The organism is Actinomyces respiraculi, from assembly GCF_014595995.2.
Taxonomy (GTDB): Bacteria; Actinomycetota; Actinomycetes; order Actinomycetales; family Actinomycetaceae; genus Actinomyces; species Actinomyces respiraculi.
Window position 1 is genome coordinate 1479425 of the sequence record NZ_CP063989.1, and the last position, 24905, is coordinate 1504329.

22 protein-coding genes and 1 riboswitch are annotated in these 24905 nt (G+C 68.5%); of the genes, 9 read left to right on the top strand and 13 right to left on the bottom strand.

Annotated elements, in window-relative coordinates:
- Positions 1–22 precede the first annotated feature (22 nt).
- Genes ID810_RS06125 through acpS form a run of 3 tightly spaced genes read left to right on the top strand, consistent with a single transcriptional unit; the run spans position 23 to position 1097 of the window.
- Positions 23–244: a hypothetical protein gene (locus ID810_RS06125; protein ID WP_166854992.1), complete on the top strand. Its 222-nt coding sequence runs from the start codon at positions 23–25 to the stop codon at positions 242–244.
- A complete protein-coding gene (locus ID810_RS06130) occupies positions 241–576 on the top strand; it encodes a type II toxin-antitoxin system PemK/MazF family toxin (protein ID WP_235931425.1) in 336 nt (111 codons plus the stop codon). Before ID810_RS06125 ends, ID810_RS06130 begins: the two co-directional genes overlap by 4 nt.
- Positions 552–1097: a holo-ACP synthase AcpS gene (gene acpS, locus ID810_RS06135; RefSeq protein WP_413227856.1), complete on the top strand. Its 546-nt coding sequence runs from the start codon at positions 552–554 to the stop codon at positions 1095–1097. The genes ID810_RS06130 and acpS overlap by 25 nt, the downstream gene beginning before the upstream one ends.
- Here acpS and ID810_RS06140 read toward each other — a convergent pair.
- From ID810_RS06140 to ID810_RS06175, 8 genes are all read right to left on the bottom strand, one after another.
- Positions 1091–1915 carry an HpcH/HpaI aldolase family protein gene (locus ID810_RS06140; RefSeq protein ID WP_166854991.1) on the bottom strand — a complete coding sequence of 275 codons (825 nt, stop codon included), beginning with the start codon at positions 1913–1915 and terminating at the stop codon, positions 1091–1093. The two genes, acpS and ID810_RS06140, sit on opposite strands and share 7 nt — an antisense overlap.
- Positions 1900–2715 (bottom strand): 2-keto-4-pentenoate hydratase, encoded by an 816-nt coding sequence (locus ID810_RS06145; RefSeq protein WP_235931424.1) that lies wholly within the window; start codon positions 2713–2715, stop codon positions 1900–1902. Before ID810_RS06145 ends, ID810_RS06140 begins: the two co-directional genes overlap by 16 nt.
- 93 nt (positions 2716–2808) lie before the next feature.
- Positions 2809–4686 carry an FAD-dependent monooxygenase gene (locus tag ID810_RS06150; RefSeq protein WP_166854990.1) on the bottom strand — a complete coding sequence of 626 codons (1878 nt, stop codon included), beginning with the start codon at positions 4684–4686 and terminating at the stop codon, positions 2809–2811.
- 77 nt (positions 4687–4763) lie between these two features.
- Positions 4764–5441 carry a GntR family transcriptional regulator gene (locus tag ID810_RS06155; protein ID WP_235931423.1) on the bottom strand — a complete coding sequence of 226 codons (678 nt, stop codon included), beginning with the start codon at positions 5439–5441 and terminating at the stop codon, positions 4764–4766.
- A gap of 140 nt (positions 5442–5581) precedes the next feature.
- The gene (locus ID810_RS06160) at positions 5582–7012 is read right to left on the bottom strand and encodes an MFS transporter (RefSeq protein ID WP_166854988.1); all 1431 of its coding nucleotides are present in this window, start codon (positions 7010–7012) and stop codon (positions 5582–5584) included.
- 2 nt (positions 7013–7014) lie between these two features.
- Positions 7015–8082: a 3,4-dihydroxyphenylacetate 2,3-dioxygenase gene (gene hpaD, locus ID810_RS06165; RefSeq protein WP_166854987.1), complete on the bottom strand. Its 1068-nt coding sequence runs from the start codon at positions 8080–8082 to the stop codon at positions 7015–7017.
- A gap of 170 nt (positions 8083–8252) precedes the next feature.
- Entirely contained in the window at positions 8253–9785 is a 1533-nt protein-coding gene (gene hpaE / locus ID810_RS06170; protein ID WP_243856479.1) for a 5-carboxymethyl-2-hydroxymuconate semialdehyde dehydrogenase, read from the bottom strand.
- 34 nt (positions 9786–9819) lie between these two features.
- Entirely contained in the window at positions 9820–11298 is a 1479-nt protein-coding gene (locus ID810_RS06175; protein WP_166854985.1) for a fumarylacetoacetate hydrolase family protein, read from the bottom strand.
- A 297-nt stretch (positions 11299–11595) separates the two neighbouring features.
- Here ID810_RS06175 and ID810_RS06180 point away from each other — a divergent pair, with 297 nt between their 5' ends.
- Positions 11596–13089: an NAD-dependent succinate-semialdehyde dehydrogenase gene (locus tag ID810_RS06180; RefSeq protein WP_166854984.1), complete on the top strand. Its 1494-nt coding sequence runs from the start codon at positions 11596–11598 to the stop codon at positions 13087–13089.
- Positions 13090–13204: 115 nt separating this feature from the next.
- Positions 13205–14698, top strand: a complete 1494-nt coding sequence (gene putP / locus ID810_RS06185) for a sodium/proline symporter PutP (protein ID WP_166854983.1) — start codon at positions 13205–13207, stop codon at positions 14696–14698.
- A 196-nt stretch (positions 14699–14894) separates the two neighbouring features.
- Here the strand turns inward: putP and ID810_RS06190 are convergent, their stop codons facing one another.
- Entirely contained in the window at positions 14895–15545 is a 651-nt protein-coding gene (locus ID810_RS06190; protein WP_342355790.1) for a transposase, read from the bottom strand.
- A gap of 39 nt (positions 15546–15584) precedes the next feature.
- Positions 15585–15728 carry a hypothetical protein gene (locus ID810_RS06195; RefSeq protein ID WP_166854981.1) on the bottom strand — a complete coding sequence of 48 codons (144 nt, stop codon included), beginning with the start codon at positions 15726–15728 and terminating at the stop codon, positions 15585–15587.
- Between the two features lie 892 nt (positions 15729–16620).
- On the opposite strand from ID810_RS06195, the gene ID810_RS06200 reads away from it, so the two are divergent.
- The 4 genes from ID810_RS06200 (at position 16621) to ID810_RS06215 (ending at position 22420) form a co-directional block, all read left to right on the top strand.
- Positions 16621–17253, top strand: coding sequence for a TetR/AcrR family transcriptional regulator (locus tag ID810_RS06200; RefSeq protein WP_166854980.1), 633 nt, complete (start codon positions 16621–16623; stop codon positions 17251–17253).
- A 200-nt stretch (positions 17254–17453) separates the two neighbouring features.
- Positions 17454–19757, top strand: coding sequence for an MMPL family transporter (locus ID810_RS06205; protein ID WP_166854979.1), 2304 nt, complete (start codon positions 17454–17456; stop codon positions 19755–19757).
- Between the two features lie 378 nt (positions 19758–20135).
- Positions 20136–20275, top strand: a riboswitch (FMN riboswitch).
- A gap of 158 nt (positions 20276–20433) precedes the next feature.
- Positions 20434–21330 (top strand): ABC transporter permease, encoded by an 897-nt coding sequence (locus ID810_RS06210; protein WP_413227855.1) that lies wholly within the window; start codon positions 20434–20436, stop codon positions 21328–21330.
- Between the two features lie 64 nt (positions 21331–21394).
- Entirely contained in the window at positions 21395–22420 is a 1026-nt protein-coding gene (locus ID810_RS06215; protein WP_166854978.1) for an ABC transporter substrate-binding protein, read from the top strand.
- A gap of 27 nt (positions 22421–22447) precedes the next feature.
- Here the strand turns inward: ID810_RS06215 and hisG are convergent, their stop codons facing one another.
- The 3 genes from hisG to ID810_RS06230 all read right to left on the bottom strand — a co-directional run bounded on the left by hisG (position 22448) and on the right by ID810_RS06230 (position 24889).
- Positions 22448–23293 (bottom strand): ATP phosphoribosyltransferase, encoded by an 846-nt coding sequence (hisG, locus tag ID810_RS06220; protein WP_166854977.1) that lies wholly within the window; start codon positions 23291–23293, stop codon positions 22448–22450.
- 72 nt (positions 23294–23365) lie between these two features.
- Positions 23366–23629 (bottom strand): phosphoribosyl-ATP diphosphatase, encoded by a 264-nt coding sequence (locus ID810_RS06225; protein WP_166854976.1) that lies wholly within the window; start codon positions 23627–23629, stop codon positions 23366–23368.
- Positions 23630–23719: 90 nt separating this feature from the next.
- A complete protein-coding gene (locus ID810_RS06230; protein WP_166854975.1) occupies positions 23720–24889 on the bottom strand; it encodes a DUF3866 family protein in 1170 nt (389 codons plus the stop codon).
- Positions 24890–24905: the final 16 nt, after the last annotated feature.

Genomic DNA, 24905 nt, shown 5'->3' on the forward strand with positions numbered 1-24905 from the left:
GCCAGCGTGTCATACTTTTGGTATGACGATCACGACGATCAAGGTCGACTCCACCACTCGCGACAGGCTCCGCTCGTACGCAGCACGTCAGGGCTTGACGATGGATGCCGCCCTGCGGCAGATGACCGAGGTAGCCGAGCGCGAGCAGCGCCTGGCCCAGTTGCGCACGGAGATCGAGGCGAACCCGCCTGATGCGAGCTACGTCGCCGAGCTCAAGGACTGGGAGTCGGACGCGTGGACATGACGCCTCGTCCGATCACCGGCGAGATATGGTGGGCGCAACCCGACTCCACCGTCGGCCGGGAGCAGTTCGGTCGCAGGCCCGTCCTCATCGTGTCGAACGAGCAGTACCACCAGGTTGTCACGACGCTCGTGATCACCGTGCCCTTGACAACGACGGACAGGGGCTGGTCGAACCACGTTCGCGTATGCCCGGAGGGTCTGGGGCGGGCGTCGTTCGCGATGACGGAGCAGGTGCGCACGATCTCTCGGCAGCGCCTCGTCGAGAGGATCGGCCGGGTCGACTCGCAGACCATGGCAGAGGTGAGGATGTGGATCAGCGACTGGATCCGCTGAGCGCCGGCCGCAGGCGCCTGGCCAGCGCCCCCCACCTGCCCGAGGTCCCCGCCGCCGACGGCGCCCGCGTCCTGGGCGTGGGCATGGACCTCGTGCACGTGCCGAGCCTGGCCCACCAGCTGACGATCCCCGGCACGGTCTTCGCCGAGCGGGCCTTCACCGCCCGTGAGCTGCGCGAGGTCCGGCGCCGTGCGGACGAGTCCGGCTCCCTCCAGGCCGAGCACCTGGCGGCGCGCTGGGCGGCCAAGGAGGCCCTGGTCAAGGCCTGGTCGCAGGCCGCCAACACACTGGCCGGCAGCGCCGTGCCCCCAGCACTGGCTCCCGACAGCCTCGACTGGCGTGAGATCGAGGTCGTCGCCGACCGATGGGGGCGTCCCGGCCTGCGGCTGACGGGACGGGTCGCCACCGCTGTCGAGCTCTCCCTGGGTGAGGGCCAGGCGATGTCGACCTGCTGGCCCGTGTCCCTGAGTCACGACGGCGACTGGGCGGCGGCCGTGGTGCTGTGCACCGCGGCTCAGTAGCTGGCGCGCTCCTGCCCTGCGGCGCGCCCGGCGCGCTCGTCGATGAAGCGTGCGGCCAGGGCCTCGGACTGGCGGGCCAGGAGGGCGACGTCGGCGCCCACGAGGATGAAGTCGACACCCTGGTCGAGGTAGCCGTGGGCGACGGCCGGGTCGAAGGCGTTGATCCCGACCTTCGTGCCAGCGCGTCGGGCGGCCTCGATGGCCCGCCCGACGGCCGCCACGACCTCCGGGTGCGTCTGCTGGCCGATGAGCCCCATTGAGGCGGCCAGGTCCGAGGGCCCGATGAAGACGGCGTCCACGCCGTCGGTGGCGGCGATGACCTCGGCGTTGGCGACCGCCGTGGCGGACTCGATCTGGACGGTGAGCGAGACGTGCTCGTTATTCGCCCGTCCCAGGTAGTCCTCGACCCGGTTCCAGCGGGCGCCCCGGGCCAGGGCGGAGCCGACCCCGCGCACACCGGCCGGGGGGTAGCGGGCGGCACGCACGGCCTCAGCGGCCTGCTCCGGTGTGTCGACCATGGGTACGAGCAGGTTCTGCGCGCCCAGGTCCAGGTACTGCTTGATGAGCACCCGGTCATTGGCGGGCACGCGCACCACGGGGGTCACGGGGTAGGCGGCAACAGCCCGCAGCTGCTCCTGGATCGAGGCCAGTGACAGGGGGGCGTGCTCACCGTCGATGAGCAGCCAGTCCACACCACTGCCCGCACAGATCTCCGCGGCGGTGGTGGAGCCGGAGCACACCCACATGCCGACCTGGGCGCGCTCGGAGGCGGCCAGGCGCTGGCCGAAGGTCAGGGGCAGGGTCACACGAAACGGCATGTGATCGTTCCCATCTCGCCGTAGTCACACACGATGGTGTCGTTGCGCTCGACCCACATCGGTCTCGTGAAGGACCCGGCCAGGATGATCTGCCCGGCCCCGAGGCGCTGGCCGTGCTGGTGGAGCTTGTCGGCCAGCCACGCCACACCGGCGGCGGGGTGGTTGAGCACGCCGGCTGCCAGCCCGGTCTCCTCAATGATCTCGTTGCGGTAGAGCATCGCGCCCACGCGCCGCAGGTCCACGGCGTGGGGCGGGGTGGGGGTGCCGCCGATGACCATGGCGCCGTAGGCGGCGTTGTCGGCGATGGTGTCGACGATGGTGCGGCCCTCGAGCTGGATGTGGGAGTTGAGGACCTCCAGTGCCGGCACGACGTACTCGGTGGCGCGCATGACGTCCATGATCGTGCAGCCAGGGCCGACGAGGTCCGCCTTGAGCACGAAGGCGAGCTCGACCTCGATGCGCACGTTGGTGAAGGCGTGGAAGTCGAGGACGGCGCCCGTGTGCACGACGGTGTCGTCGAACATCACCCCGTAGTCGGGCTCGGTGATGCCGGTGGCGTCCTGCATGGCCTTGGAGGTGAGCCCGATCTTGCGGCCGACGATCCGGTGCCCGGCGGCCAGGCGCCGTCGGCTCCACATGTCCTGGATGGCGTAGGAGTCCTCGACCGTCGCCTCGGGGTAGCGGGCCGTGATCCGTTCGATGAGCGTGTGTGTGCGCTCGGCCTGCTCGAGCTCGGCGGCGATCTGCTCGATCTGGTCCTGGGTGAGCATCCTGTCCTCGTCTCCCACAGTGTCGTTCACCGTGCGGTGCTGTCTGGGTCTTGACGTGAGTGTGCCGGGTGTGCTGGGGGCGCGTCTCGATGAACGGCCCCCAGCACACCCGGTCGGGGTCGGTCAGTCGGAAAGGTCGAAGACGCCGTCGAAGAACTCACTGAGTGCGGCGGTGCCGTCCAGCGGCTGGACGTCGGCGACGTACTGGTCCGGACGGACGACGACGACGGCCCCGGAGTCGGCGATGCCGCGGGCCTGGAAAACCGAGTCCTCCGGCAGGGCCGACCACACCTGGTTCCAGTCCTCGACCTGGAAGGGCCCGGTGCGCGGGCGGAAGGCCTCGGGGGTGTCGGTGATGTCGTACTCGCGGTGGTGCTGACGGTAGACGACCTTGAGGTCGAACAGGGTGTCCGGGTCATCACCGGGCCGGGTGTGGCGGACCATCGGCGAGGACGGGTCCGTGGCCCACCACTGGGCGAAGTCGGCCACGCGGCCGGACTCACCGGGGGCGGCGGCGTCGGCGAAGACGTAGACGCGCCAGCGCCCATCGGCCTCGTGCTGGTGGCCCAGCCCCAGGGTCGTGGCGTCGCAGCGGCGCACGGCCGGGTGGGACTTGAAGCGCTTGCCCAGCGGGTAGCCGGTGGCGGCCTCCTGGACGGCCCGGGCGGAGATGACCTGCGAGGGCGGGTACTGGGTCATGAAGCCGGCCGGGAACTCGGAGGTGCGGACGTAGAAGTCCTCAATGGACTCGTCGTCGCTGAACTGTCCCGCCATGCGGGCCGACCACTCGGCGTCGAAGTCGATGAGGTCCTGGGCGATCTGCTGACGCTCGGCGTTGTAGGTGCGCAGGAGCTTGTCGGAGGAGTACCCGCGCAGGACCTGAGCGAGCTTCCAGCCGATGTTCCACGAGTCCTGCATCGACACGTTCATGCCCTGTCCGGCCTTGGCGGAGTGCGTGTGGCAGGCGTCGCCGCAGATGAAGACGTGCGGGTTGCGCGACTCGTCGGGGTCGAGGCCGACCTCGTCGAAGCGGTCGGTGACGCGGTGACCGACCTCGTAGACGCTCCACCAGGCGACCTCCTTGGGGGTCACCGTGTAGGGGGCGACGATGGCGTTGAGGCGCCGGATGATCTCCTCCAGGGGCGTGAGGCGCACCGCGTGGTTGTCGTCGGCAGCGACCTCACCGAGGTCGACGTAGGAGCGGAAGAGGTAGCCGCCCTCACGCGGGATGTGGAGGATGTGCCCCTGGTTGGAGGAGATGATCGACTTGGTGCGGATGTCGGGGAAGTCGGTGTCGGCGACCATGTCGACCACGCCCCAGGCGTGGTAGGCGATGTTGCCCTGGTGGGTGGCACCGATGGCCTTGCGCACGCCCGAGCGCGCACCGTCGCCACCGATGAGGTACCTCGTGCGCACGGTGAACTCCTCGCCGGTGCGCTCGCCCGCGGTGCGGCGCAGCCGGACCTCGACGGGGTACTCGCCCTCGCCGATGGTCAGGTCGAGGAACTCCAGCCCGTAGTAGGGGCGTGAGCGCGAGGGCTGACGCTCCATGAACTCGCGGAAGTAGTCGAGCACGCGCGCCTGGTTGACGATGAGGTGGGGGAACTCGGAGATCCCGTGGGGGTCGTCGTCGGTGTACCGGGTGCGCACGATGTGCCCGGGCTCATCGGGGTCGGGGGACCAGAAGGCCGTCTCGGTGATCTGGTACGCCTCGTTGATGATCTCGTCGGCGAAGCCGAAGGCCTGGAAGGTCTCGATCGAGCGCTGCTGGACGCCGTCGGCGTGACCGAGGACGAGGCGGGAGTCGCGCTTCTCAATCATGCAGGAGACGATGTCGGGGAAGACGGACAGTTGTGCGGCGGCGACGATCGCCGCCGGGCCGGAGCCGACGATGAGCACGTCCATCTGCTCGGGCAGCTCGGGCGAGCGCTCGACGCCGACGCCGGCAGCCGGACGGATACGGGGGTTCTCAGAGACATACCCGTGGTGGTGGAATTTCATGGCGATAAGACCTTCACGTCGTTGTGGTGGTGGGGCCGCAGGTGCTGCGGCATGGCGGGGCGGCACCCCGCTCGGAGTCAGGCCAGCGGGCCGCCGGTGAGGCCGGCGCCCTGCGGCAGGTGGCTCTTGAGGGACGCGAGCTTGTGGGCACGCGCGTAGTGCTCGATCTCGCGCGCGGCGGCACCTGAGCGGATGAGCTCGAGGAGGTGGTCGTGCTGGCGGACGGAGGCCACCGAGGCGGTGGGGCTGAAGTCGAGCGCGGAGCGCCGGATCATGGCGACCCGCTCGGCCTCAGTGTTCATCAGGGCCAGCAGCCGCTCGTTGGGGCACGAGGAGGTGAGCACGGTGTGGAATCGTGAGTTGAGCCGCCGGTACTCGGCGGAGACGAAGTCGTTGGCGACGAGCTGGAACATCTGCGCGTTGAGGTCACTCGCCTGCGCCAGCTGGTCGGAGGACAGGTGCGGGGCGGACAGGGCGGTCGCCAGTCCCTCGAGCAGGGCGAGGGTGGTCATCGTGTCCTGGTACTCGGTGAAGTTGATCCCGAGGACCTGGGCGCCGACGTTGTGGGTGTAGGCCACCAGGCCCTCGGACTCGAGCCTGCGCACGGCCTCGCGCACCGGTACCACCGACACCCCGGTCTCGGCGGCGATTGCCGTCAGGACGAGCCGGAACCCGGGGGAGTAGCGGCCATCGAGGATGCGTGAGCGCAGATAGTCGTAGACCATCTCTGACTTGGACCCATTGGTCGTGCTCACGCTGGCTCCTGCGGTGGTGGCGGGGGCGTGCCCGCGCGGTGCCCTCGCCCCGTGGTACGGGCTGCGAGGAGTTATCACCCGCAGTGTAGGGACGCGCCGCGCCACCACCGTCCTGGCCATGCTCGTGTCGCCCGCCCTGATCAGTACCCGGCGCCGCGCTCAAAGGTCGCCTCGGTGGCGTGGTGGGTACGAGCCACCTCGTCGATGAGGGCGTTGGCCTCGGCGTCGGCGGCCGCGGACAGGTCGCGTCCGGTGCGGTCGCGCATCATCACCGTGACGAACAGGGCGATGGTGGTGACGGTGAACAGGTAGAAGGCGACGGCCAGCGAGGTGCCGAAGCGCGCCTGCAGCGCGGTCGCGATGAAGGGGGCGAAGGCGCCACCCGCGATCGCGCCGAAGGCGTTGGCCAGGCCCGCACCGGAGTAGCGGATCCTCGCGGGGAACATCTCGGCGAAGAGTGCGGCCTGAGGGCCGTACGTCATGCCGAGCGGGATGGTGAGCACCACCATGCCCAGCCCGATGAGGGCGTAGTTCTCGGTGTCGATGAGCCGGAAGGTGACGAAGATCCAGACCATCTGGAACAGGAAGCCGACGAGGTAGATCTTCTTGCGTCCCACCTTGTCCGACAGGTGGGCGGAGGTCAGGGTGGTGAAGATCCAGCACAGGGCGGCCAGTGACACGAGGTGGAGGATGGTCTCACGCTGCAGCCCCAGGTCGTTGGTGGTGTAGGACAGGATGTAGCCGCCCGTGATCATGTACCCGGCGACGCCGTTGCCGGCGAAGATGAGGGTGCCCTGGATCAGGGGGCGCCATGAGGTCCTGAACATGTCGACCAGGGGCAGGCGCACCTGCTTGTCGGCCTCGGCCAGCTCGTGCATCACGGGCGACTCGGACACACCCAGGCGGATGGCCATGCCGATGACGACGAGGAGGAAGGACAGCAGGAAGGGCACCCGCCAGCCCCAGCTCTCGAACTGGCTGTCGGTGATCATGGCGTCGACGACGGCCAGGGCGAGGGTGGCCATGAGCATGCCCAGGGGCACGCCGATCTGCGGGAACCCGCCGAAGAGGCCGCGCTTGTTGGCCGGTGCGTGCTCGACGGCCATGAGGGCGGCTCCACCCCACTCACCGCCGGCGGCGAAGCCCTGGATGACCCTCAGGGTGATGAGCAGGATGGGGGCCCACACGCCGATGACGGAGTAGGTGGGCAGGACACCGATAAGGAAGGTGGCTGTGCCCATGAGCACGAGGGTGAGCACGAGCATCGCCTTGCGTCCGAGCCGGTCCCCGTAGTGGCCGGCGACGGCGGCGCCCAGCGGCCTGAAGAAGAAGGAGATGCCGACCGTGGCGAAGGAGATGAGGCGGCCCGCGATTTCCCCGGAGTTGGCGACGAAGGGGTTGAAGAACAGCGGGGCGAGGATGATCGCGGCCGCGTTGGCGTAGATGAAGAAGTCGTACCACTCGACGGCGGTGCCCACGAGGGTGCCGAGCGCCACGCGCCGGTCCTGCGGCTTGTGCGCGTCGAGGATGATACGGTCCGCGCCAGCGGTACCCGTGGTGTGCGACGTCATGATCAGACCTGCCCCCCGACCTTGAAGCCGGCCTCGGTGTCGCCCTTGCGGGTGTAGGAGAAGCCGTCGGCACCGATGGTCACCTCGATCTCCTTGGGTTCCTCACGCTCGATGAGGGGCACGAGGTTGCCGTCGAGGTCGAGCACGCGCGAGGCCTCGGTGTACCAGGAGGGCACGACGGCGTGGCCCCAGAAGTCACGGCGCTGGTTGTCGTGGACGTCCCACACGACCTCGGGGTTGTCCGGGTCGCCGGTGTAGTAGTCCTGCGTGTAGATCTCGACGCGGTGGCCGTCGGGGTCGCGCAGGTAGAGGTAGAAGGCGTTGGACACGCCGTGACGGCCGGGGCCGCGCTCGATGGAGTCGGAGCGGCGCAGGGCGCCGAGCTTGTCGCAGATGTAGAGGATGTTGTGCTTCTCGTGGGTGGAGAAGGCGATGTGGTGCATGCGCGGGCCGGTGCCGCCGGTCATGGCGGTGTCGTGCACGGTGTGCTTGCGGGTCATCCAGGCGGCGTAGGTGACGCCGGTCTCGTCCTTGATGGACTCGGTGGTCTTGAAGCCGAGGTCGTTGAGGTAGGCGGTGCCCTTGACGACGTCGGGGTAGACCTGGTTGAAGTGGTCGAGGCGGACGAGGGCGCCGGCGCCTTGGAGCTCGTAGGCCCAGGCGAGGCGCTCGACGTGGTCGACCTCGTAGAAGAACTCGTAGGTGAAGCCGAGCGGGTCGGCCACGCGCACGGCGTTGCGCACACCCTTGGTGAAGTCACCGCGGCGGGTCTCGCAGCCGAGCTCGCGGTAGTAGGCCTCCGCCTTGTCGACGTCCTCCTGGCTGCGCACACGGAAGGCGAAGGCCGCGACGGCGGCCTCGGGGCCCTTGCGCAGGACGAGGTTGTGGTGGATGAACTCCTCGAAGCTGCGCAGGTAGATGGCGTTGTCGTCCTCCTCTGTGACGACGAGGCCGAGGATGTCGACATAGAACTCACGCGACTTGGCGAGGTCGGTGACAACGATGTCCATGTAGGCGCAACGCAGGACGTCCGGTGCGGGGGCCTGGGGCGTAGGGATGAGATCCGACATGACAGTCTCCTTTGGCTGTTGTGACGTGGTGGTCGCTGAGCCGCCGTGGCTCGGACCAGAGGGTTGTGGCTGGTCGGGCGGGGCTTCCATGCCCTGCGGTGGTGGGTGGGTGGTGGCTGTGGTGCGTCAGGCGCCATTACCTGACGCACCACAGCGGTCTGGGGGTGGGCTCAGGCGGAGGGTCCGCCCAGGCCGAGGTCGCCGTCGGCGTACCCGGTGGCGCCGAAGCGCGTGGTGTGCACGTCGCCCAGGCGCACGTGCACGGACTGCTGGACGGTGTAGAAGTCCAGGGAGCGGTAGCCGCCCTCGTGGCCGAGGCCGGATCCCTTGACGCCACCGAAGGGCGTGCGCAGGTCGCGCACGTTGTGGGAGTTGATCCACACCATGCCGGACTCAATGGCGCCGGCGACGTTGTGGGCGCGGGCGACGTCGTTGGTCCACACGTAGGCGGCCAGGCCGTACTCGACGTCGTTGGCCAGGCGGATGGCCTCCTCCTCGGTGTCGAAGGGGGTGATGGCGACGACGGGGCCGAAGATCTCCTCCTGGAAGATCCGGGCGGTAGGGGGCACGTCGGCGAAGACGGTGGCCTGGACGTAGTTGCCCTTGCTCAGGTGCTCGGGTCGCGAGCCGCCGGCGACGAGGCGGGCCTCGCTCTTACCGATCTCGATGTACTCGGTGACCTTGCGGTAGTGCTCGGGGTGGACGAGGGCGGCGATCTCGGTGTCGGGGTCGGAGGGCGGGCCGACGACGATCCTGCTGGCGCGCTCGGCGTAGGCGGCCACGAAGCGGTCGTAGATGGGGCGCTCGACGAGGATGCGCGAGGAGGCGGTGCAGCGCTCGCCGTTGAGGGAGAACACGCCGAAGAGAGTGGAGTCGAGGGCGGCCTCGACGTCGGCGTCGGCGAAGACGATGGCGGGGGACTTGCCGCCGAGCTCGAGCGACATGTGCTTCATGTGGCGCGCGCAGTTGCCGTAGATGATCTTGCCGGTGCCGAGCTCTCCGGTGAAGGAGATGAGGGGCACGTCGGGGTGCTTGACCAGGGCGTCGCCGGCGGACTCGCCGAAGCCGTGGACGATGTTGAACACGCCCTCGGGCACGCCCGCGCGCTCCATGATCCCGGCCCACAGCTGGGCGGAGACGGGGGTGAACTCGGCGGGCTTGAGGACCACGGTGCAGCCGGAGGCGAGCGCGGGGGCGAGCTTCCAGGACTCCTGCATGAAAGGCGTGTTCCAGGGGGTGATGAGCCCGGCAACGCCCATCGGCTTGCGGTTGACGTAGTTGATCTGGCGTCCGGGCATCTTGAAGGCACCGTCGACCTGGGCGACGATGAGGTCGGCGAAGAAGCGGAAGTTCTCGGCGGCGCGGTTGGCCTGGCCGCGGGCCTGGCGGATGGGCAGCCCGGAGTCGAAGGACTCGATGGCGGCGAGCCCGTCGTTGAGCGCGGAGACCTCGTCGGCGATCTTGTTGAGGATGGCGGCGCGCTGGCGGGGCAGCATGCGGGGCCAGGGGCCGGAGTCGAAGGCCTTCGTGGCGGCGGCGACGGCGGCGTCAACGTCGGCCTGCTGGCCACTGGCGCAGGTGATGTAGGGCTGGTTGGTCGTGGGCTCGATGACGTCGAAGGTCTCGCCGTTGGCGGAGTCGACGAGAGCACCGTCGATGTAGTGCTGAATCCTGTCGGGCAGGCCCGGGGGCGTGGTGGCCAAGGTGTCCTCCTGAGTGGTGGGCGGGTGGTGTGGGTCAGTCCTGGTTATCGCGCCAGGTCTCGTAGCGCTCGCGCCAGTGGGCGTTGAGGGGGAAGAGGCCATCGACGGGGTGACCTGCGGCGACCATCTCGGCGATGAAGACCTCCTCGTGCTCCTGCTGCTCGCTGGACTCGATGACCTCGATGACGAGGGACGGGGGGATGACGACGGCGCCGTCGTCGTCGGCAACGATGACGTCACCGGGCTGGACCGCGGTGCCGCCACAGGTGATGGTGACGTCGGTCTCCCAGGGGACGTGGACCCGGCCGAGGACGGAGGGGTGGGCACAGGCGCACATGACGGGCAGACCGACCTCGGCGACGGCGGCGGCGTCGCGCACGGCGCCGTCGGTGATGATGCCAGTGGCGCCGCGGACCTTGGCCCGCAGGGCCAGGACGTCGCCGAGGGTGCCGGCGGTGGGGATGCCGCGGGCCTCCATGACGAGGATCTCGCCCTCGCCGATGGCGTCGACGGCGCGCTTCTGGGCGTTGTAGCCGCCGCCGTGGGTCGTGAAGAGGTCAGGGCGGTAGGCGATGTAGCGCAGGGTGCGGGCGGTGCCGACCATGCGGCTTCCGGGCACGAGGGGGTGGACGCCGTCGATGGAGGTGCCGGGGTAGCCGCGTCGGCGCAGCTGGGAGGAGATGGTGGAGACGGCCAGACGCCCCAGGCGCTCGCGCAGATCCTCGGTGAGGACGAAGGGGGCGGGGGCCGGCTCGAGGCCGGCGGCCTCGGCGCTGCCCCAGGCGTCGATGCGTTGTGTGTCGTCGGCGGCGGGCTGGGAGCCGGTGGGGCCGAGGGCGGGGCCGGCGACGACGGTGGTGGTGAGCTCGCCGGTGGTGAGGGTGGGCTCGTCGAGGCTGTAGACCTCGACGCTCACGCTCTGGCCGGGCTTCATGACGGAGGACCCCGCGGGGGTGCCGGTGAGGATGACGTCGCCGGGCTCGAGGGTCATGACGCGCGAGAGGTCGGCGATGAAGTAGCCGAGGCTGAAGAGCATGCCGACGGTGGAGTCGTCCTGGACCGTGTTGCCGTCGACGCGTGTGCGCAGGCCGATGCGGGTCGGGTCGAGGCGGGAGGCGTCGAGGAGGACGGGGCCGAGGGCGGTCATACCGTCGCCGGACTTGGATCGGGTGTTGGAGCCCTTGTCCGCGGCGCGCAGGTCGAGCAGGCCCATGTCGTTGCCGGCGGTGACCCAGCCGACGTGGGACCAGGCCTGCTCCTCGGTGACGTTGCGGGCGGCGGTGCCGATGACGAGGGCGATCTCTCCCTCGAAGACGAGCAGCTCGGTGCCCTCGGGGCGTGTGACGGTGCCGGGGCCGGTGATGGAGGAGGAGGCCTTGAGGAAGTAGGAGGCTTCCGTGGGGGTGCGTCCGCGCTGGGCGGCGCGGGAGGCGTAGGACAGGTGCACCGCGATGACCTTGCCGGCGCGGTGGCCGAGGGCCTCGCTGATGACGTCGGTGGGGGTGGTGGTCACGGGCTGCTCCTTGCTGAGGTCTGGCGGTGTTCTGGCTGAGACTGCTGAGGACTGGCTGGGGTGTATGGCCGTTGGGTCCCTGTGGGCTGCGTTGTCGCTGGCGGGCCGCCGGGAGAACCGTATATGAGATCGTATACGATGTCTGCTAGAATCATGACCCAGGTCACGGGATCTGTCAACATCTCTTCTAAGATCCCCACAGACCGATCGAGATCGCCACACACAACCTCGTGTTTTGGGCACGGGACGGGACTTGGCCGGGACCGGTGCCCGGCAGGACGTCAAAGGAGAAGTCACATGGACCACACGACCATCCAGGAGGCGGTCGCCGACCTCCTCAGCCGTATCCCCACCGGGATCTTCCTCAACGGCGAGTTCACCGAGTCCTCCTCCGGTGAGTGCTTCGACGTCCTCAACCCCGCCACGGGGGAGGTCCTGGCCACGGTCGCGAGCGCCACCTCCGAGGACGCCGCCGCCGCCATGGACCAGGCCGCGGCCGCCCAGCTGACCTGGCAGTTCACCTCCCCGCGCGAGCGCTCCGAGATCCTGCGCCGCGCCTTCGAGCTGGCCACCACCACCTACCGCGCGGACCTGGCCCTGCTCATGACCCTGGAGATGGGCAAGCCCCTGGCCCAGGCCGACGCCGAGGTCACCTACGGCGCTGAGTTCCTGCGCTGGTTCGCCGAGGAGGCCGTGCGTGTGCGCGGCGACTACTTCCGTGTCCCCGAGGGTCACCTCCAGGCCGTCGTCGTGCGTCGGCCCGTCGGCCCGTGCCTGCTCATCACCCCGTGGAACTTTCCGCTGGCCATGGCCACCCGCAAGGCCGGCCCGGCGCTCGCCGCCGGGAACGTCGCTATTCTCAAGCCCTCGAAGGACACGCCGCTGACCTCCTTGTTCTTCGCCAAGATCATGGCTGAGGCGGGGCTGCCCGCCGGGGTCCTGTCCGTCCTGCCCTCCGAGCGCAACCGCGAGATCACCGGCCCGCTCATCCAGGACCCGCGCCTGCGCAAGGTCTCCTTCACTGGTTCCACCCCCGTGGGCCGGGCGCTGCTCAAGGAAGCGGCCGACAACGTCCTGCGCACCTCCATGGAGCTGGGCGGCAACGCGCCCTTCATCGTCTTCGAGGACGCGGACCTCGACGCCGCCGTCGCCGCGGCTCTTGTGACGAAGATGCGCAACATGGGCCAGGCCTGCAACGCCTCCGACCACTTCCTCGTCCACGAGTCGGTGAGCGAGGAGTTCGGCCGCCGCCTGGCCGAGGCCCTGGAGGCCCAGCGCGTGGGCGACGGCACGCAGAAGGGCGTGGACATCGGCCCGCTCGTCTCGGCCCGTCAGCGCGACGCCATCGCCGCCATGGTGGACGGGGCGCTGGCCGCTGGGGCCAGGGCGCTCACCGGTGGCCGCGTGCCCGAGGGGCCGGGCTTCTTCTACCCGCCGACGGTCCTGGTCGACGTCGACCCGCGCACCGACATCATCCGCGAGGAGATCTTCGGGCCCGTGGCCCCCATCGTGCCTTTTTCACGTGAGGAGGAGGTCATCGCCCTGGCCAACGATGACTCCGTGGGCCTGAGCGCCTACGTCCACACCAGGGACATGAACCGCGTGATGCGCCTGGCCGAGCGCCTGGAGTTCGGCATGATCGGCGTCAACTCGGCGACGATCTCCAACGCCGCAGCGCCCTTCGGCGGCGTCAAGCAGTCTGGCATGGGCCGTGAGGGCGGCAAGGAGGGCATCGAGGACTACCTCGAGACCGTCTACGTCGGTATGCCCGCCCCCAGCTTCCTGCCCTGATCCGGCCGGGCCCGTGGACGGGTGCTGGTGGCCATGGCCAGACATCCGCGCGAGGCCGTCATATTCCTGAACGCTCCCCAACTCCCCAACTCCCCAACTCCCCGCAGGAGGACTCATGACAGTAACGACGTTCCAGGCCATGGCGATGATCATCTACTTCATCGCGATGCTTGCCATTGGATGGTGGGCCTACGGGCGCAATGACGACTTTGACGACTACATGCTCGCCGGGCGCGGGCTCGGCCCCGTCGTCACGGCGCTGTCCGCGGGCGCCTCCGACATGTCGGGGTGGCTGCTCATGGGCCTGCCCGGGGCCCTGTACATCACGGGCATCGTTGAGGGATGGATCGCCGTCGGACTGACGGTTGGGGCCTGGCTCAACTGGCGGTATGTAGCCCCGCGTCTGCGCACGTACACGGAGGTGGCCGGCAATTCCATCACCGTGCCGTCCTTCCTCGACAACCGCCTGCACGATGCGAGCCACCTGCTGCGCTGGGCCAGTGGTCTCATCATCCTCGTCTTCTTCACCTTCTACGTCTCCAGCGGCATGGTCTCCGGCGGCTACTTCTTCGAGTCCTCCTTCGGCATGGACTACCGTCTGGGGCTGGCCCTTGTCGCCGGGATCACGGTGATCTACACGCTCGTGGGCGGCTTCCTCGCCGTGTCCTACACGGACCTCGTCCAGGGGCTCATGATGGTCGCGGCGCTGCTGGCCGTGCCGATCGTGGGCGTCATCCACCTCGGGGGAGTGGGGGCCACTCTGGAGGCGGTGGCCGCCGTCGACCCCGACTACTGGGCTGTCGTTGGGCCCTCCACCTCACTGCTTGGCATCATCTCGGCGCTGGCCTGGGGGTTGGGCTACTTCGGCCAGCCCCACATCATCGTGCGCTTCATGGCGATGCGCTCGCCCCAGGAGGCGAAGGCGGGCCGCCGGGTGGGCATCGGCTGGATGCTGTTCGCCTGTGCGGGCGCTGCGGGTACGGCCGTCGTCGGTGTGGCCGTCTACCAGCGTGACGGTGGGGCGCTGGCCAACCCTGAAACCGTGTTCATCAGCCTCGGCCAGATGCTCTTCCACCCCTTCGTCGCGGGCTTCATGCTCGCCGCGATCCTGGCCGCCATCATGTCCACAGTCGCCAGCCAGCTGCTCGTGACCTCCTCGGCCCTCATCGAGGACCTGTACCTCCAGGTGACCAAGCGGGAGGTCTCTCAGCGCCGACTGGTGATGTACTCGCGCTTCTCCGTGCTGCTGGTCGCCGTCGTTGCCGCGGCGATGGCGTGGTCCCCCAATGACACGATCCTTGCGCTTGTGGCCTTCGCCTGGGCGGGCTTTGGCGCCTCCTTCGGCCCCACCGTGCTGCTGGCCCTGTACTGGAAGCGGCTGACCCCCGCCGGGGCTCTGGCCGGGATGGTGACGGGCGCGGCTGTCGTCATGCTGTGGGGCAATCTCGATGGTGGCGTCTTCGACCTGTACGAGATCTTGCCCGGCTTTGTTGCCAACATTGCGGTCGCCGTCGGCCTGTCCCTAGTGGGCGCGCCCGATCCTGCCGTCGAGGCGGAGTTCGACGAGGCCGTTGCCGTCGCCAACGGCACGGCGTCGCTGGAGTACTGACGGCGCACGCGACGCGGCTCGGTTGGTTCATTGTGTCGGTGGTGGGTCAGACTGCGACTGTGCCGCCCGACCGCGCAGCGAATCGACGGCGAGGACTGGTTGTGAGCGGACATACTGAGCGTGCAGAGTTGCACCGTGCGATCCCCGACGTTCTGAAGAGCCGGTTTGACCCCAGCAGAGTTCTCGATGTGTGCGTTCAAGCCGGCCACGTCAATGAACCCGCAGGCCGTCGCAGACCATGAGGAGCACATCGGTGACGCCGCGGCTTTTTCAGCCTGGTCAGACAGGCGGACCGGAGCTTTGCCGGACAGGCGGACCAGAGCTTTGCCGGACAGGCGGACCAGAGCTTTGCCGGCCCGCCGTCGCCGTTGCCGGGCCGGATGCCCACGATGTCCTTGCGTCCCTCGAGACCGACGCCGACCGTGGCGTGGCAGGGCTGGTCACGGACCCGCCCATCCCTGAGTTTGACCACGATCGCGCCGATGAGTACCGCCGCGTAGACCGGCCCCAAGGAGCGGCTCATCCAGGTGTTCATCTCGTCGATGACGCGGCCGGTGACCCGGCTGATCGTGTCCTTGCCGACGCTGGTGCCACACATCTCGGCGAGGCGGGCGGCGATCTCCCCGCCCGTCAGCCCCTTCGCCAACAGCGACAGCACCGCGGCGCCCCTGCCCGGCAAGCGGTGTCGGCGCTTGTTGACCAGCTGCGGCTCGGAGGCTCCGTCACGGTCCCGCGGGACCTCGATCTGGATGGCACCGACGCTGTCGGTGACGACCGTCTTCGAGCGGGCGCCGTTGCGGGAGCTGCCCGAGCCGCGGCCCACGGGGCCGTGCGTGTCACACCCCAGTTACTCGTCCATCTCTTCGTCCAGAGCCGCCTCGACAGCTCAGGCGGCCAACGCCTTCAGCAGCCCGTCAGGGCGAGTCAGGGCGGTACCCGTGTCCCTGGCCTGACGCACCACCTGGGCGACGACGTCCCACTGGGCGCGGTCCAGCCCGGCCGACCCCTCCGGTGGTGGTGCTGGGGCCACAGCCTCCAGCCTGGCCGCCCCCCACGAACGACGAGCCGGTGCTGGTTGTCGCCTCGATCACCATGACTCCTCCCGCCCCGTCGGACGACGGAGCCACCTACACCATTTCTCTGACAGACCCACCCCTCCTTGTGTTCCCGGGTGTGGTGGACGCAAAGGCGGGCCCGGTCGGGCTTGGTTGAGTGCGGCGGGCTTGGTTAAGTGGGGCTGGAGTCCGTCGCGGCCCATGGAGGACTCGACTACTGGCGTCGATCTCGTTCCTCAGGTTCTGATCTCGTTCCCCGGGAGTCGATCTCGTCCCTTGAACGAACGAGGTCGAGCGCTGGGGAACGAGATGGACGGGCGGGGAACGAGATGGACGGGCGGTGATCCCGTGTCGCCTGTCGCGCCCGCCGACGCGCTGGGCGGGGCGGCGGGCGCTTTTGAACATCGTGATGCGCTTGTCGAACATCTGGTTGCCATGAGCCTGGTGGGAGCTTGGCGGTTGTGCTGGGGCGAGGCGTCTCCCGGCCGCTGGTCGCAGCCAACCCGCACGAGGGCCGCCCGGGCGGGGGTTGTCTGGGTGGGTCTGGTGGGTGAGGCCAGAACCAGTCTGATTGCTCGTCGTCTGCGTTTTGTGAGGGTGCGGGTGTCGCGCGGGCGGTGCAGGAGCGGGTGCCGCCTGGGGTAGCGCACCGCACGCACGTGCAGCTGGCCACGGACATCGACCGTGCTCGGGCGGTGTCATGTCTCAGGAATGGCTTCAAGGGGCTTGGTGTGCAAGGACAAGCTCGGTGCCTGTCCTGCCTGGAGCAGATGAGACGGCAGCCAGGGCGATGGTGGTTCCGGACCCGGAAGACACAGAGAGAAACAAACCATTGCACGGTGTGCAAGCAAGTGTTACTCTTAGTGCATGACTGGTTCCGTGGGCTCCGTTGACAAGGGCGATTCTCGCACCCTGATCCTGCACGCTGCCCGCAGCCTGGTGCTGCAAAAGCGTGGCGACCCGTTTACCGGTGACGAGGTGGCCTCGCTAGCGGGGGTATCTCGCCGGACGGTGTTTAACCACTTCGATTCGATGGACGACATTCTGGTCTCATCGTGTTTGGCCGAGATCCAGCATGCGGTGGATCAGGTGACCCCGCCGGAGATGAGCATTGACCCGTCAGTGACAGATGCGGCCGATGTGTTCCACCGGTTTGTGGAGCTGTTGGCCCGTGCGGACCTGGCGGCGGTCAGTGGCTACATCCGCTTGGCGGTTGGGGATGCGGCGGTGATGACACCTCGTCAGGCTCAGCGTTTGGCGGCTGCTTTTTCCCGGATCGAAGCCGATCTGGCCGAGGTCATGACGAAGCGGTATCCGTCTGCCCCTGCCTTGGATGTTCGTCTGGCGGTGATGAGTGTGATCCACTCTCTGGAGCTGGTGGCGGCCCAGTGGCAGCCAGCTGACCCTCTCGAGCTGTCGAGTGAGGATCTGCGCCGCTGGAATGCGCTGTTTGAGTACGTGACGAATCGGATCGCTATGGGTTACCCACTGCGAGAGTAACCCTCCTGGGCCTTCGACTGGCATGGTCGGGGGCTCCACTTATTTTCTGGGCTGGACGCCCCGGTAAGGAAGTCACGGTGTGACGTTCCGTTGGGTTTGCGCGCCCTTTTCCTCCTTCGCGAGGCTCAGCAACCACTGGGTCGGGGTTCGTGCACTCTTTTCCCGTTTCTCCCTCCCTCCTCCTAGAGAAAGGTCATGATATGTCGGTATCGTCTGTGTCTCGCTACTGCTCGCTCAAGCCGTGGCACGTTATCGTGTCGTGGCTGGTGATCCTCGGTGTTGCGGTTGCCTGCTTTGCGGGCTTCCATGGCCAAACCACGAATGCGATTGAGATCCCTGGCACTCCGACCACGCAGGTCAGTGATGAGTTGATAGCTCACTTCCCCGACGCGTCGGGAACGTGGGGCACCATCGTGTTCACCACCGACAACGGCGCCCCCTTCACCACCGATCAAAACCACAGCATTGCTGCTGCGATGAAAAAGCTTGAAGACATTGATGGGGTGGCGCAGGTGGTTGATCCATTCACCGCTCAAGCCACACTCGATGCCGCATCGACTGAGGTGGCCGAGGGGAAGCAGACATTTGAGCAGTTAGCTCAGCTCACCCCGCAGCAGCGCGCCGCGATGGGAATCCCACCCATGACCCCAGAGCAGATTGCTGCTGCCAAGGCGAGTCTGGATGATGGTCAGCAGCTCGTCGATGCCGCTGAACACGCCAGCACCGTTTCTGCGGATCAGAACGCCGCACTGGGAATGGTGCGCTTTAGCGAGCAAAGCTTGGATCTGCCCGAGGGCCTGCGCAACCAGGTCATGGACACCATCAGTGACGCCCATCTGAGTGGCATTGAGGTGAACTACTCAACGGAAATTGCCCGCGCCGTTCCCCAACTCATGGGGGTGAGCGAAGTGATCGGCCTGGTCGTGGCGGGACTCATTTTGCTGGTCATGTTCGCCTCCTTCCTGACTGCCGGGCTGCCGCTGGTGGCTGCCTTGACCGGTGTCGGGGTAGGAATCAGTGGCGCGATGGCCTTCTCGTCCCTGGTCGAGATGAACACCATCACCCCAATTCTGGGTCTCATGCTGGGTCTGGCCGTGGGGATCGACTACTCGCTGTTCATCGTCAACCGTCACCGCACCATGTATGCCGACGGGATGGAGTTGCATGATTCCATCGCGAAAGCCGGAGCCACGAGCGGGCGAGCCGTTGTCTTCGCAGGCTCAACGGTGATGATCGCCCTGCTAGCCCTGAACCTGACCGGGATTCCCTTCCTCGGAATCATGGGTAGTGTGGGAGCCGCCTCAATCCTCACCGCCGTGCTGGTTGCGATCACCCTCACCCCAGCCCTCCTGGGCCTGTTGGGTTCCAAAGTTCTGGGAAAGAATATCCGAAAAGCTCACCTGGACACGTCTGAAAACCCGACTATGTCCCATCCCATGTCCACCCGGCGGGCCGTACTGAGTGTCGTAGCCTCTCTGGGGGCCTTGGCGCTGCTGGCGATCCCGGCCACGGATGTACGACTGGGGCTTCCTGACGGGTCCTATGAGCCGGAAGGCAGCACCGCGAATATCGCCTACCAGCAGATCAGCAGGCACTTCAGTGACGGGGACAATGCCCCACTCATGCTGATCGCCCACCTGCCCCAGGCCGTCGACGATAACGAACTAGCCACCTACAGCGCCCAGGCCGCCATCGCCCACCAGTTAATGGACACCCCGGACATTCGCGCCGTCGTCCCCGTCGCTCTCTCACCAGACCGCACCCGGATCGCGTTCAAAGTCACCCCCAAGGAAGGACCCAACGCGCAATCCACTATCGACCTGGTTCACCGGCTGCGCGACCAATCACCCGTGAGCATCACCGCCTCCAGCGGGGACCTGGGACGTGTTGACCTGGCCGTGGCCGGTAACACCAGCGCCAGTATTGACGTCTCTGAGAAACTCGCTGACTCGCTGCCTGTCTATCTCGCGGTGGTGGTAGGACTCAGCCTGATCATCATGGGAATCGTATTCCGCTCCCTGCTCATCCCCGTCATCGCTTCGGCCGGGTTCATCGCCTCCCTGGTCGCAACCCTGGGTGTTTTGGTGGCTGTCTTCCAATGGGGATGGGGAGCCGACCTATTCCAGCTGACCACCCTGGGACCCATCCCGTCCTTCTTGCCTACCGTGATGATCGGCATCCTCTTCGGACTAGCCATGGACTACCAGCTATTCCTCACCACCGGCATGCGAGAAGCCCTCGATGAAGGACAGTCACCGTACCAGGCTGTCGCCAGCGGAAGAACCACCGCCGCCCGTGTTGTCATCGCCGCTGCCGCCATCATGGTCAGCGTCTTCGCCGGATTCATCTTCAACGACTCCGCGACCATCAAAGCCCTCGGCATGGCCCTGGCCGTAGGAATCGCCATCGACGCCTACCTCATCCGACTCATCCTTATCCCTGCCCTGCTCCACCTCACCGGTAAAGCAGCCTGGTGGCCATCCAAGACCACCAAGAACGCCTAACCCTCCACGGCAGAAAATGCTGGGACACACCACACGTGTCCCAGCATTTTCTTGCCCCACCATCCGCGTCTTGAGTCAGCTGGGTGTTGTCGAGGATGTCCATCAGGCTTGCATAGGCCTCCGCCTGACCCCCTTTGAACGTGCCCGGATAATCCACCAAAGCCTCATGGAGCCGCTGGTACTGCTGCGCGTAGGCGAGGTGGAAACAGGCGGGTCTCACCCAGCAGCGCCTCGCGTTCGGCCAGGTACTCATCCGGGTCAGCATCTGCCTTGAGGGTGACGGTTCCGTCCTCACTGATGACCGGTGGGCCGCTGTCGGGCTGGGTTTGGGCGCGTTTGCCTCCCGACCGGTCACCGGCTAGCCTCAGCGCACAGAGCACGTGCTCCGGGGTCGGTGAAAGTCCGAGCCGGCGGTGATAGTCCGCGACCCGCGCACGCGCCCCGCCGGGGCGTTGTGAGCGGCTGAGCTGGTGGAACTCCAGCACCGACGGTGAAAGTCCGGATGGGAGGAAGCACGAGGCGCAGGCGTCCCAACGCCGTCGCCGTCCTGGACGCTCAGCGTCCTGCGTACGGCGCCGCAGTCGGGCGTGCGCGCCGCTCGGGTACGCGCTGACGCGCGCCCGTCACCCCGGAGAATGCCCGGGGCGTCCGTCCCGGGGGAGAGCCGGGAGGACCCGTGAGCCGCACCCCTCACCAGCCGAGCGCCCCCACGCGCGCGCTCGTCGCGCCCCCGGCGCCCGCCGTCGCCCACACCAGAGCAGCCCGGACGGCCGCCACCCAGACAGCAGCCGCCCAGACCTCCGCCCGCCGCCCCGGCCCGGTGCCCGCGCTCGCCCTGGGACTCGTCATTCTCGCCGCCTGGTGGGCGGTCGCCGTCGCAGGCGTGCTGCCCGCCGTGTTCCTGCCGAACCCGCTGGACGTCGCCCGCCGCCTATGGCTCGCCGTCGCCCAGGGCGGGATCCTCACCTACGCCGGTGTGACCTTGCGCGAGGCCCTGCTCGGCTGCCTGCTCGCCGCCACCGCAGCCCTCCCACTGGCCTGGGCCCTGTACCGCTGGGCCCTGTTCAGCCGCATCGTCCTGCCCTACGTCGCCGCCTCCCAGGCCGTGCCCGCCATCGCCGTCGCCCCCCTGCTCGTCCTGTGGATCGGCTACGGCACGCTGCCGGTCATCGTCCTGTGCGCCTTCATGGTCTTCTTCCCCATCACCGTCTCCGTCCTGCTGGGCCTCAGGGGCCTGGACACCGACGTCCTCGACGCCGCCCGCCTCGACGGCGCCCACGGCCTCACGCTCCTGGCCTACATGGAGCTGCCCATGGCCCTGCCCTCGATCCTCGCGGGGCTGCGCACCGGCTTCACCCTGTCGGTCACCGGCGCCGTCGTCGGCGAGATGACCATGGGCGGTGAGGGACTGGGCATGGTCCTGTCACACCAGCGTGACAGCGTGGACACCACGGGCCTGTTCTCCACCATCGTCCTGCTGTGCGTCATGGCGACGTCGATCCACTGGTGCCTGTACGAGCTCGAGCGGCGCAGCCGCGTCGTGGCCGCCATGCGCGGGCGCCGCGCCACCTAAGACCACCACCACAGCACCCGACCACGCACCGTTGCGACGCCCTCAGACACTGAAAGGAACCGCCATGACCCGCAGCCTCGCCCGCTCGACCCTCACCCGCCGCAGCCTCCTGGCCGCAGCGCTGGTTGCCGGACCCGCCGTCATGCTCGCCTCCTGCTCCTCGGGCACCGCCTCGCGCGGCGGTACCGCCTCCGCGGCCGCCGACCTCGTCATCGGCATGACCTACACGCCCAACGTCCAATTCGCCCCCTTCTACATGGCCGCCAACGCCGGCGAGTACGCCGATGGCGTGAGCCTGCGCCACCACGGAGCCCAGGAGGGGCAGTTCGACGCCCTGCTCGCCGGGACCGAGCACCTCGTCGTCGCCTCCGCGGACGAGGCCGTCGTCGCCGCCTCGCGCGGCAACGACCTCGTCGTCGTCGGCGGCTACTACCAGCGCTACCCCGGCAGCATCATCGTCCCCGAGGACTCCACCATCACCGCCCTGGCCAACCTCAAGGGCCGCCGCCTCGGCGTGCCCGGCCGCACGGGCTCCACCTGGTTCACCGTCCAGCTCGCGCTGGAGACCGCGGGCCTGAGCGAGTCCGACGTCGATGTCCAGGAGATCGGCTTCACCCAGCAGGCGGCCCTCGTCTCCGGCAAGGTGGACGCCATCTCGGGCTTCACCAACAACGACGCCGTCCAGCTCGCCCAGAACGGCCTGCCGGTGCGCACGATCGACGTCGCCCCCCAGGTGCCGCTGGTCGGCGCCTCACTCGTGACCACCCGGGCCCTGCTGGATACCCGTCGTGAGGATCTCGCTGCGGCGGTGACCGCCTCGGTGGCCGGCATGGAGCTCTTCGTGGCCGACCCCGACGGCGCCGTCGAGGCCACCCGCGCCTATGTCACCGACCTCGTTGACGGCACCCAGGCAGCCCGTGCCCGCGAGGTCGCCAACGCCACCGCCGCCCTCGTCAAGCCCGACGCGGACACCGTCGTCGGCTCCCTCACGTCCGAGCACGTGGGGGAGATGATCGACTTCCTCGCCGGCCACGGCCTGCTGGGGGAGACGACGCCCTCCACGGACGAGGTCTGCGACCCGCTCAGCTGACCGCTCGGCGGCAGGCCAGCGGGCTGCTCACAGGCGGCAGGCCAGCAGCGAGGAAACGAGGATGGCGCGCGCGCCCACCTCGTAGAGCTCGTCCATCACCCGGTTCATGTCCTTGCGCGGCACCATGGCCCGCACCGCCACCCAGTCCGGGTTCTGCAGTGGCGAGACCGTCGGGGACTCCAGCCCCGGCGTGATCGCCGTCGCCAGGTGCAGGTCGTTCATGCGCACGTCGTAGTCGATGAGCACGTAGGAGCGGGCCCGCATGACGCCCTCCAGGCGGCGCACGAGCGTGGCCAGGCTCGGCTCGTCGCGGTAGCGCTCGGTGGTGATGAGCACGGCCTCGCTTGAGAGGATCGGCTCGCCGAAGACCTCCAGGCCCGCGGCGCGCAGGGTCGTGCCCGTCTCCACCACATCCGCGATGAGGTCCGCCACGCCCAGCTGGACGGAGGACTCCACGGCCCCGTCGAGGTGGACGGTCGAGGCCTGAACACCCTGGGACTCGAGGTAGTTGCGCACGAGCACGTCGTAGGAGGTGGCCACGCGCTTGCCGACGACGTCCTCAAGGCTGCGCATCGTGCCCGCCGGGGCGGCGAAGCGGAAGGTCGAGCGGGCGAAGCCGAGCGGCAGGTGCTCGAGAGCCTCAACACCGGAGTCGAGCAGCAGGTCGCGTCCCGTGATGCCGGCGTGGACCGTGCCCTGGCCGACGTAGACGGCAATGTCGCGCGGGCGCAGGAAGAACAGTTCGACGTCGTTGTCCTGGTCGACGAGGACGAGCTCGCGGCCGGTGCGGCGCGTGCGGTAGCCGGCCTCCTTGAGCATGGTGGTGGCGGGCTCGGACAGGGACCCCTTGTTGGGGACGGCGATGCGCAGCACGAGGGCGCTCCTTGAGTCAGTCGGTGCAGGTACGGGGGAGGGGAGGGGACGACGGCGAAGTCCCGGGGGACGTCAGAGGTAGCGGTAGACGTCGTCGAGGGTGTAGCCCTTGGCCACCATCATTACCTGCGCGTGGTACAGCAGCTGGCTCAGCTCCTCGCAGGCGGCCTCGTCCGACTCATGCTCGCAAGCCATCCAGGCCTCGGCTGCCTCCTCAACCAGCTTCTTGCCGATGAAGTGCACACCCCGGTCCAGCTCCTCGACCGTGCCCGAGCCCTCGGGGCGGGTGGCGGCCTTGTGCTGCAGCTCGGCGAACAGGTCCTCGAAGTTCTTCATGCTCCCAACGTTAGTGCACCCGTGCCCGGGCCCCGCCGGCCGGTTCATACCCTGGGCGCACCCCTGCCGCGGCCCGGCTGCACGTGCGCTTCAGCGCCCTGCCAGCAGGCCCGCGGCGTGACGCCCCGCCGCCGCGGCGGCGAGGAAGGCGGCCCGGTCCGCATCCAGCCCCCTACCCATCGTCGACAGCCTCACCCCCGTGGCCGCCTCCATGTGCTTGAGGGCCTCCAGGAGCCCGTCGAGGGCGACGTCGACACGCCGGTGCTGCGCTCCCACTGATCGCGGCTCGCACAAGGCCTGCGCCTGTGCCCGGACCTGCTCACCCAGGGGCCCGTCGAGCAGCGGCACCACGACGTCCGCCCCGGCCAGCGCCACACGCCCGTAGGCCGTGAGCGAGTGGTGGGAGACGCCCCGGTGGCGCTCACGCGCATCCGCCTCGGACACGCGCAGGCAGGCGACGGCGCGCCCACCGAGCGCGGCCACGGCATTGACCGCATCCCCGCAGGCCACCCCGGAAAAGCCCCACGGCGTGTCCGTGCCCAGGTTGCCCGGCCCTTGAACAACGACGACGACCTCGGCGTCCAGCACGTGCCGCGCGGCCAGAAGCGCGTTGTGCAGGCTCACCGCCTCCAGGTCCCCGCCCCACGCCTGCCCGGCCGTCACCGTCCCGGCGAGCCAGCCGGCCTCACGCAGCTGCGCGACGGTGCGCGAGTAGGCCAGGGGCAGGGCGCCGCCGTCGGTCATGACGTACACGGTGCGCGGCGCCTCCTCCCACCGGCCAACAGAGGGGCTGCGCAGGCCGGTGAGCACCGCCGGCAGGCTCGAGTGCAGGTCCGCGACGACGACGGGCACGGCGTCCAGGCTGAGCGTTCCCACCGGCTGGGACAGGAGCTCGTGGTGCGCGGCGCCCTGCTCGTCGATGCCGACAACCATCACCTGGTCGGGCATGTACCGGGCCTTGACAAGGTGGCCCTCGCTCACGTCATCGGCCACCAGCACTGACAGCCGGGCCGTGACCATTGCGTGACCGCCGGTGCCCAGGCCGCGCTCGAGGGCGGAGACCTCCAGGCGCACACGCTCACCCGGCTCGGGCACCCCGGTCACCTGCTCGTAGGCGATGGCACGCAGGCACTGCCCGGGGCCGAAGCACCCGGCGCCCGCCGGGCCGGCACTGATACGCACCTCAAGCTCGGCGCAGGAGCGGTTCGCCGGCCCCCACGCACGTCGCACTGAGAGCACCTCGCCGTCGCGCCACATCATGTCCCCAGCCTACGGT

What these genes read in the sequence shown, in the direction of transcription:
- ID810_RS06125 (WP_166854992.1), top strand. Translation starts at nt 23, where the DNA reads ATGACGATCACGACGATCAAGGTCGACTCCACCACTCGCGACAGGCTC.
- ID810_RS06130 (WP_235931425.1), top strand. Translation starts at nt 241, where the DNA reads ATGACGCCTCGTCCGATCACCGGCGAGATATGGTGGGCGCAACCCGAC.
- ID810_RS06140 (WP_166854991.1), bottom strand. Translation starts at nt 1,915, where the DNA reads ATGCCGTTTCGTGTGACCCTGCCCCTGACCTTCGGCCAGCGCCTGGCC.
- ID810_RS06150 (WP_166854990.1), bottom strand. Translation starts at nt 4,686, where the DNA reads ATGAAATTCCACCACCACGGGTATGTCTCTGAGAACCCCCGTATCCGT.
- ID810_RS06160 (WP_166854988.1), bottom strand. Translation starts at nt 7,012, where the DNA reads ATGACGTCGCACACCACGGGTACCGCTGGCGCGGACCGTATCATCCTC.
- hpaD (WP_166854987.1), bottom strand. Translation starts at nt 8,082, where the DNA reads ATGTCGGATCTCATCCCTACGCCCCAGGCCCCCGCACCGGACGTCCTG.
- ID810_RS06180 (WP_166854984.1), top strand. Translation starts at nt 11,596, where the DNA reads ATGGACCACACGACCATCCAGGAGGCGGTCGCCGACCTCCTCAGCCGT.
- putP (WP_166854983.1), top strand. Translation starts at nt 13,205, where the DNA reads ATGACAGTAACGACGTTCCAGGCCATGGCGATGATCATCTACTTCATC.
- ID810_RS06200 (WP_166854980.1), top strand. Translation starts at nt 16,621, where the DNA reads ATGACTGGTTCCGTGGGCTCCGTTGACAAGGGCGATTCTCGCACCCTG.
- ID810_RS06205 (WP_166854979.1), top strand. Translation starts at nt 17,454, where the DNA reads ATGTCGGTATCGTCTGTGTCTCGCTACTGCTCGCTCAAGCCGTGGCAC.
- ID810_RS06215 (WP_166854978.1), top strand. Translation starts at nt 21,395, where the DNA reads ATGACCCGCAGCCTCGCCCGCTCGACCCTCACCCGCCGCAGCCTCCTG.
- ID810_RS06225 (WP_166854976.1), bottom strand. Translation starts at nt 23,629, where the DNA reads ATGAAGAACTTCGAGGACCTGTTCGCCGAGCTGCAGCACAAGGCCGCC.
- ID810_RS06230 (WP_166854975.1), bottom strand. Translation starts at nt 24,889, where the DNA reads ATGATGTGGCGCGACGGCGAGGTGCTCTCAGTGCGACGTGCGTGGGGG.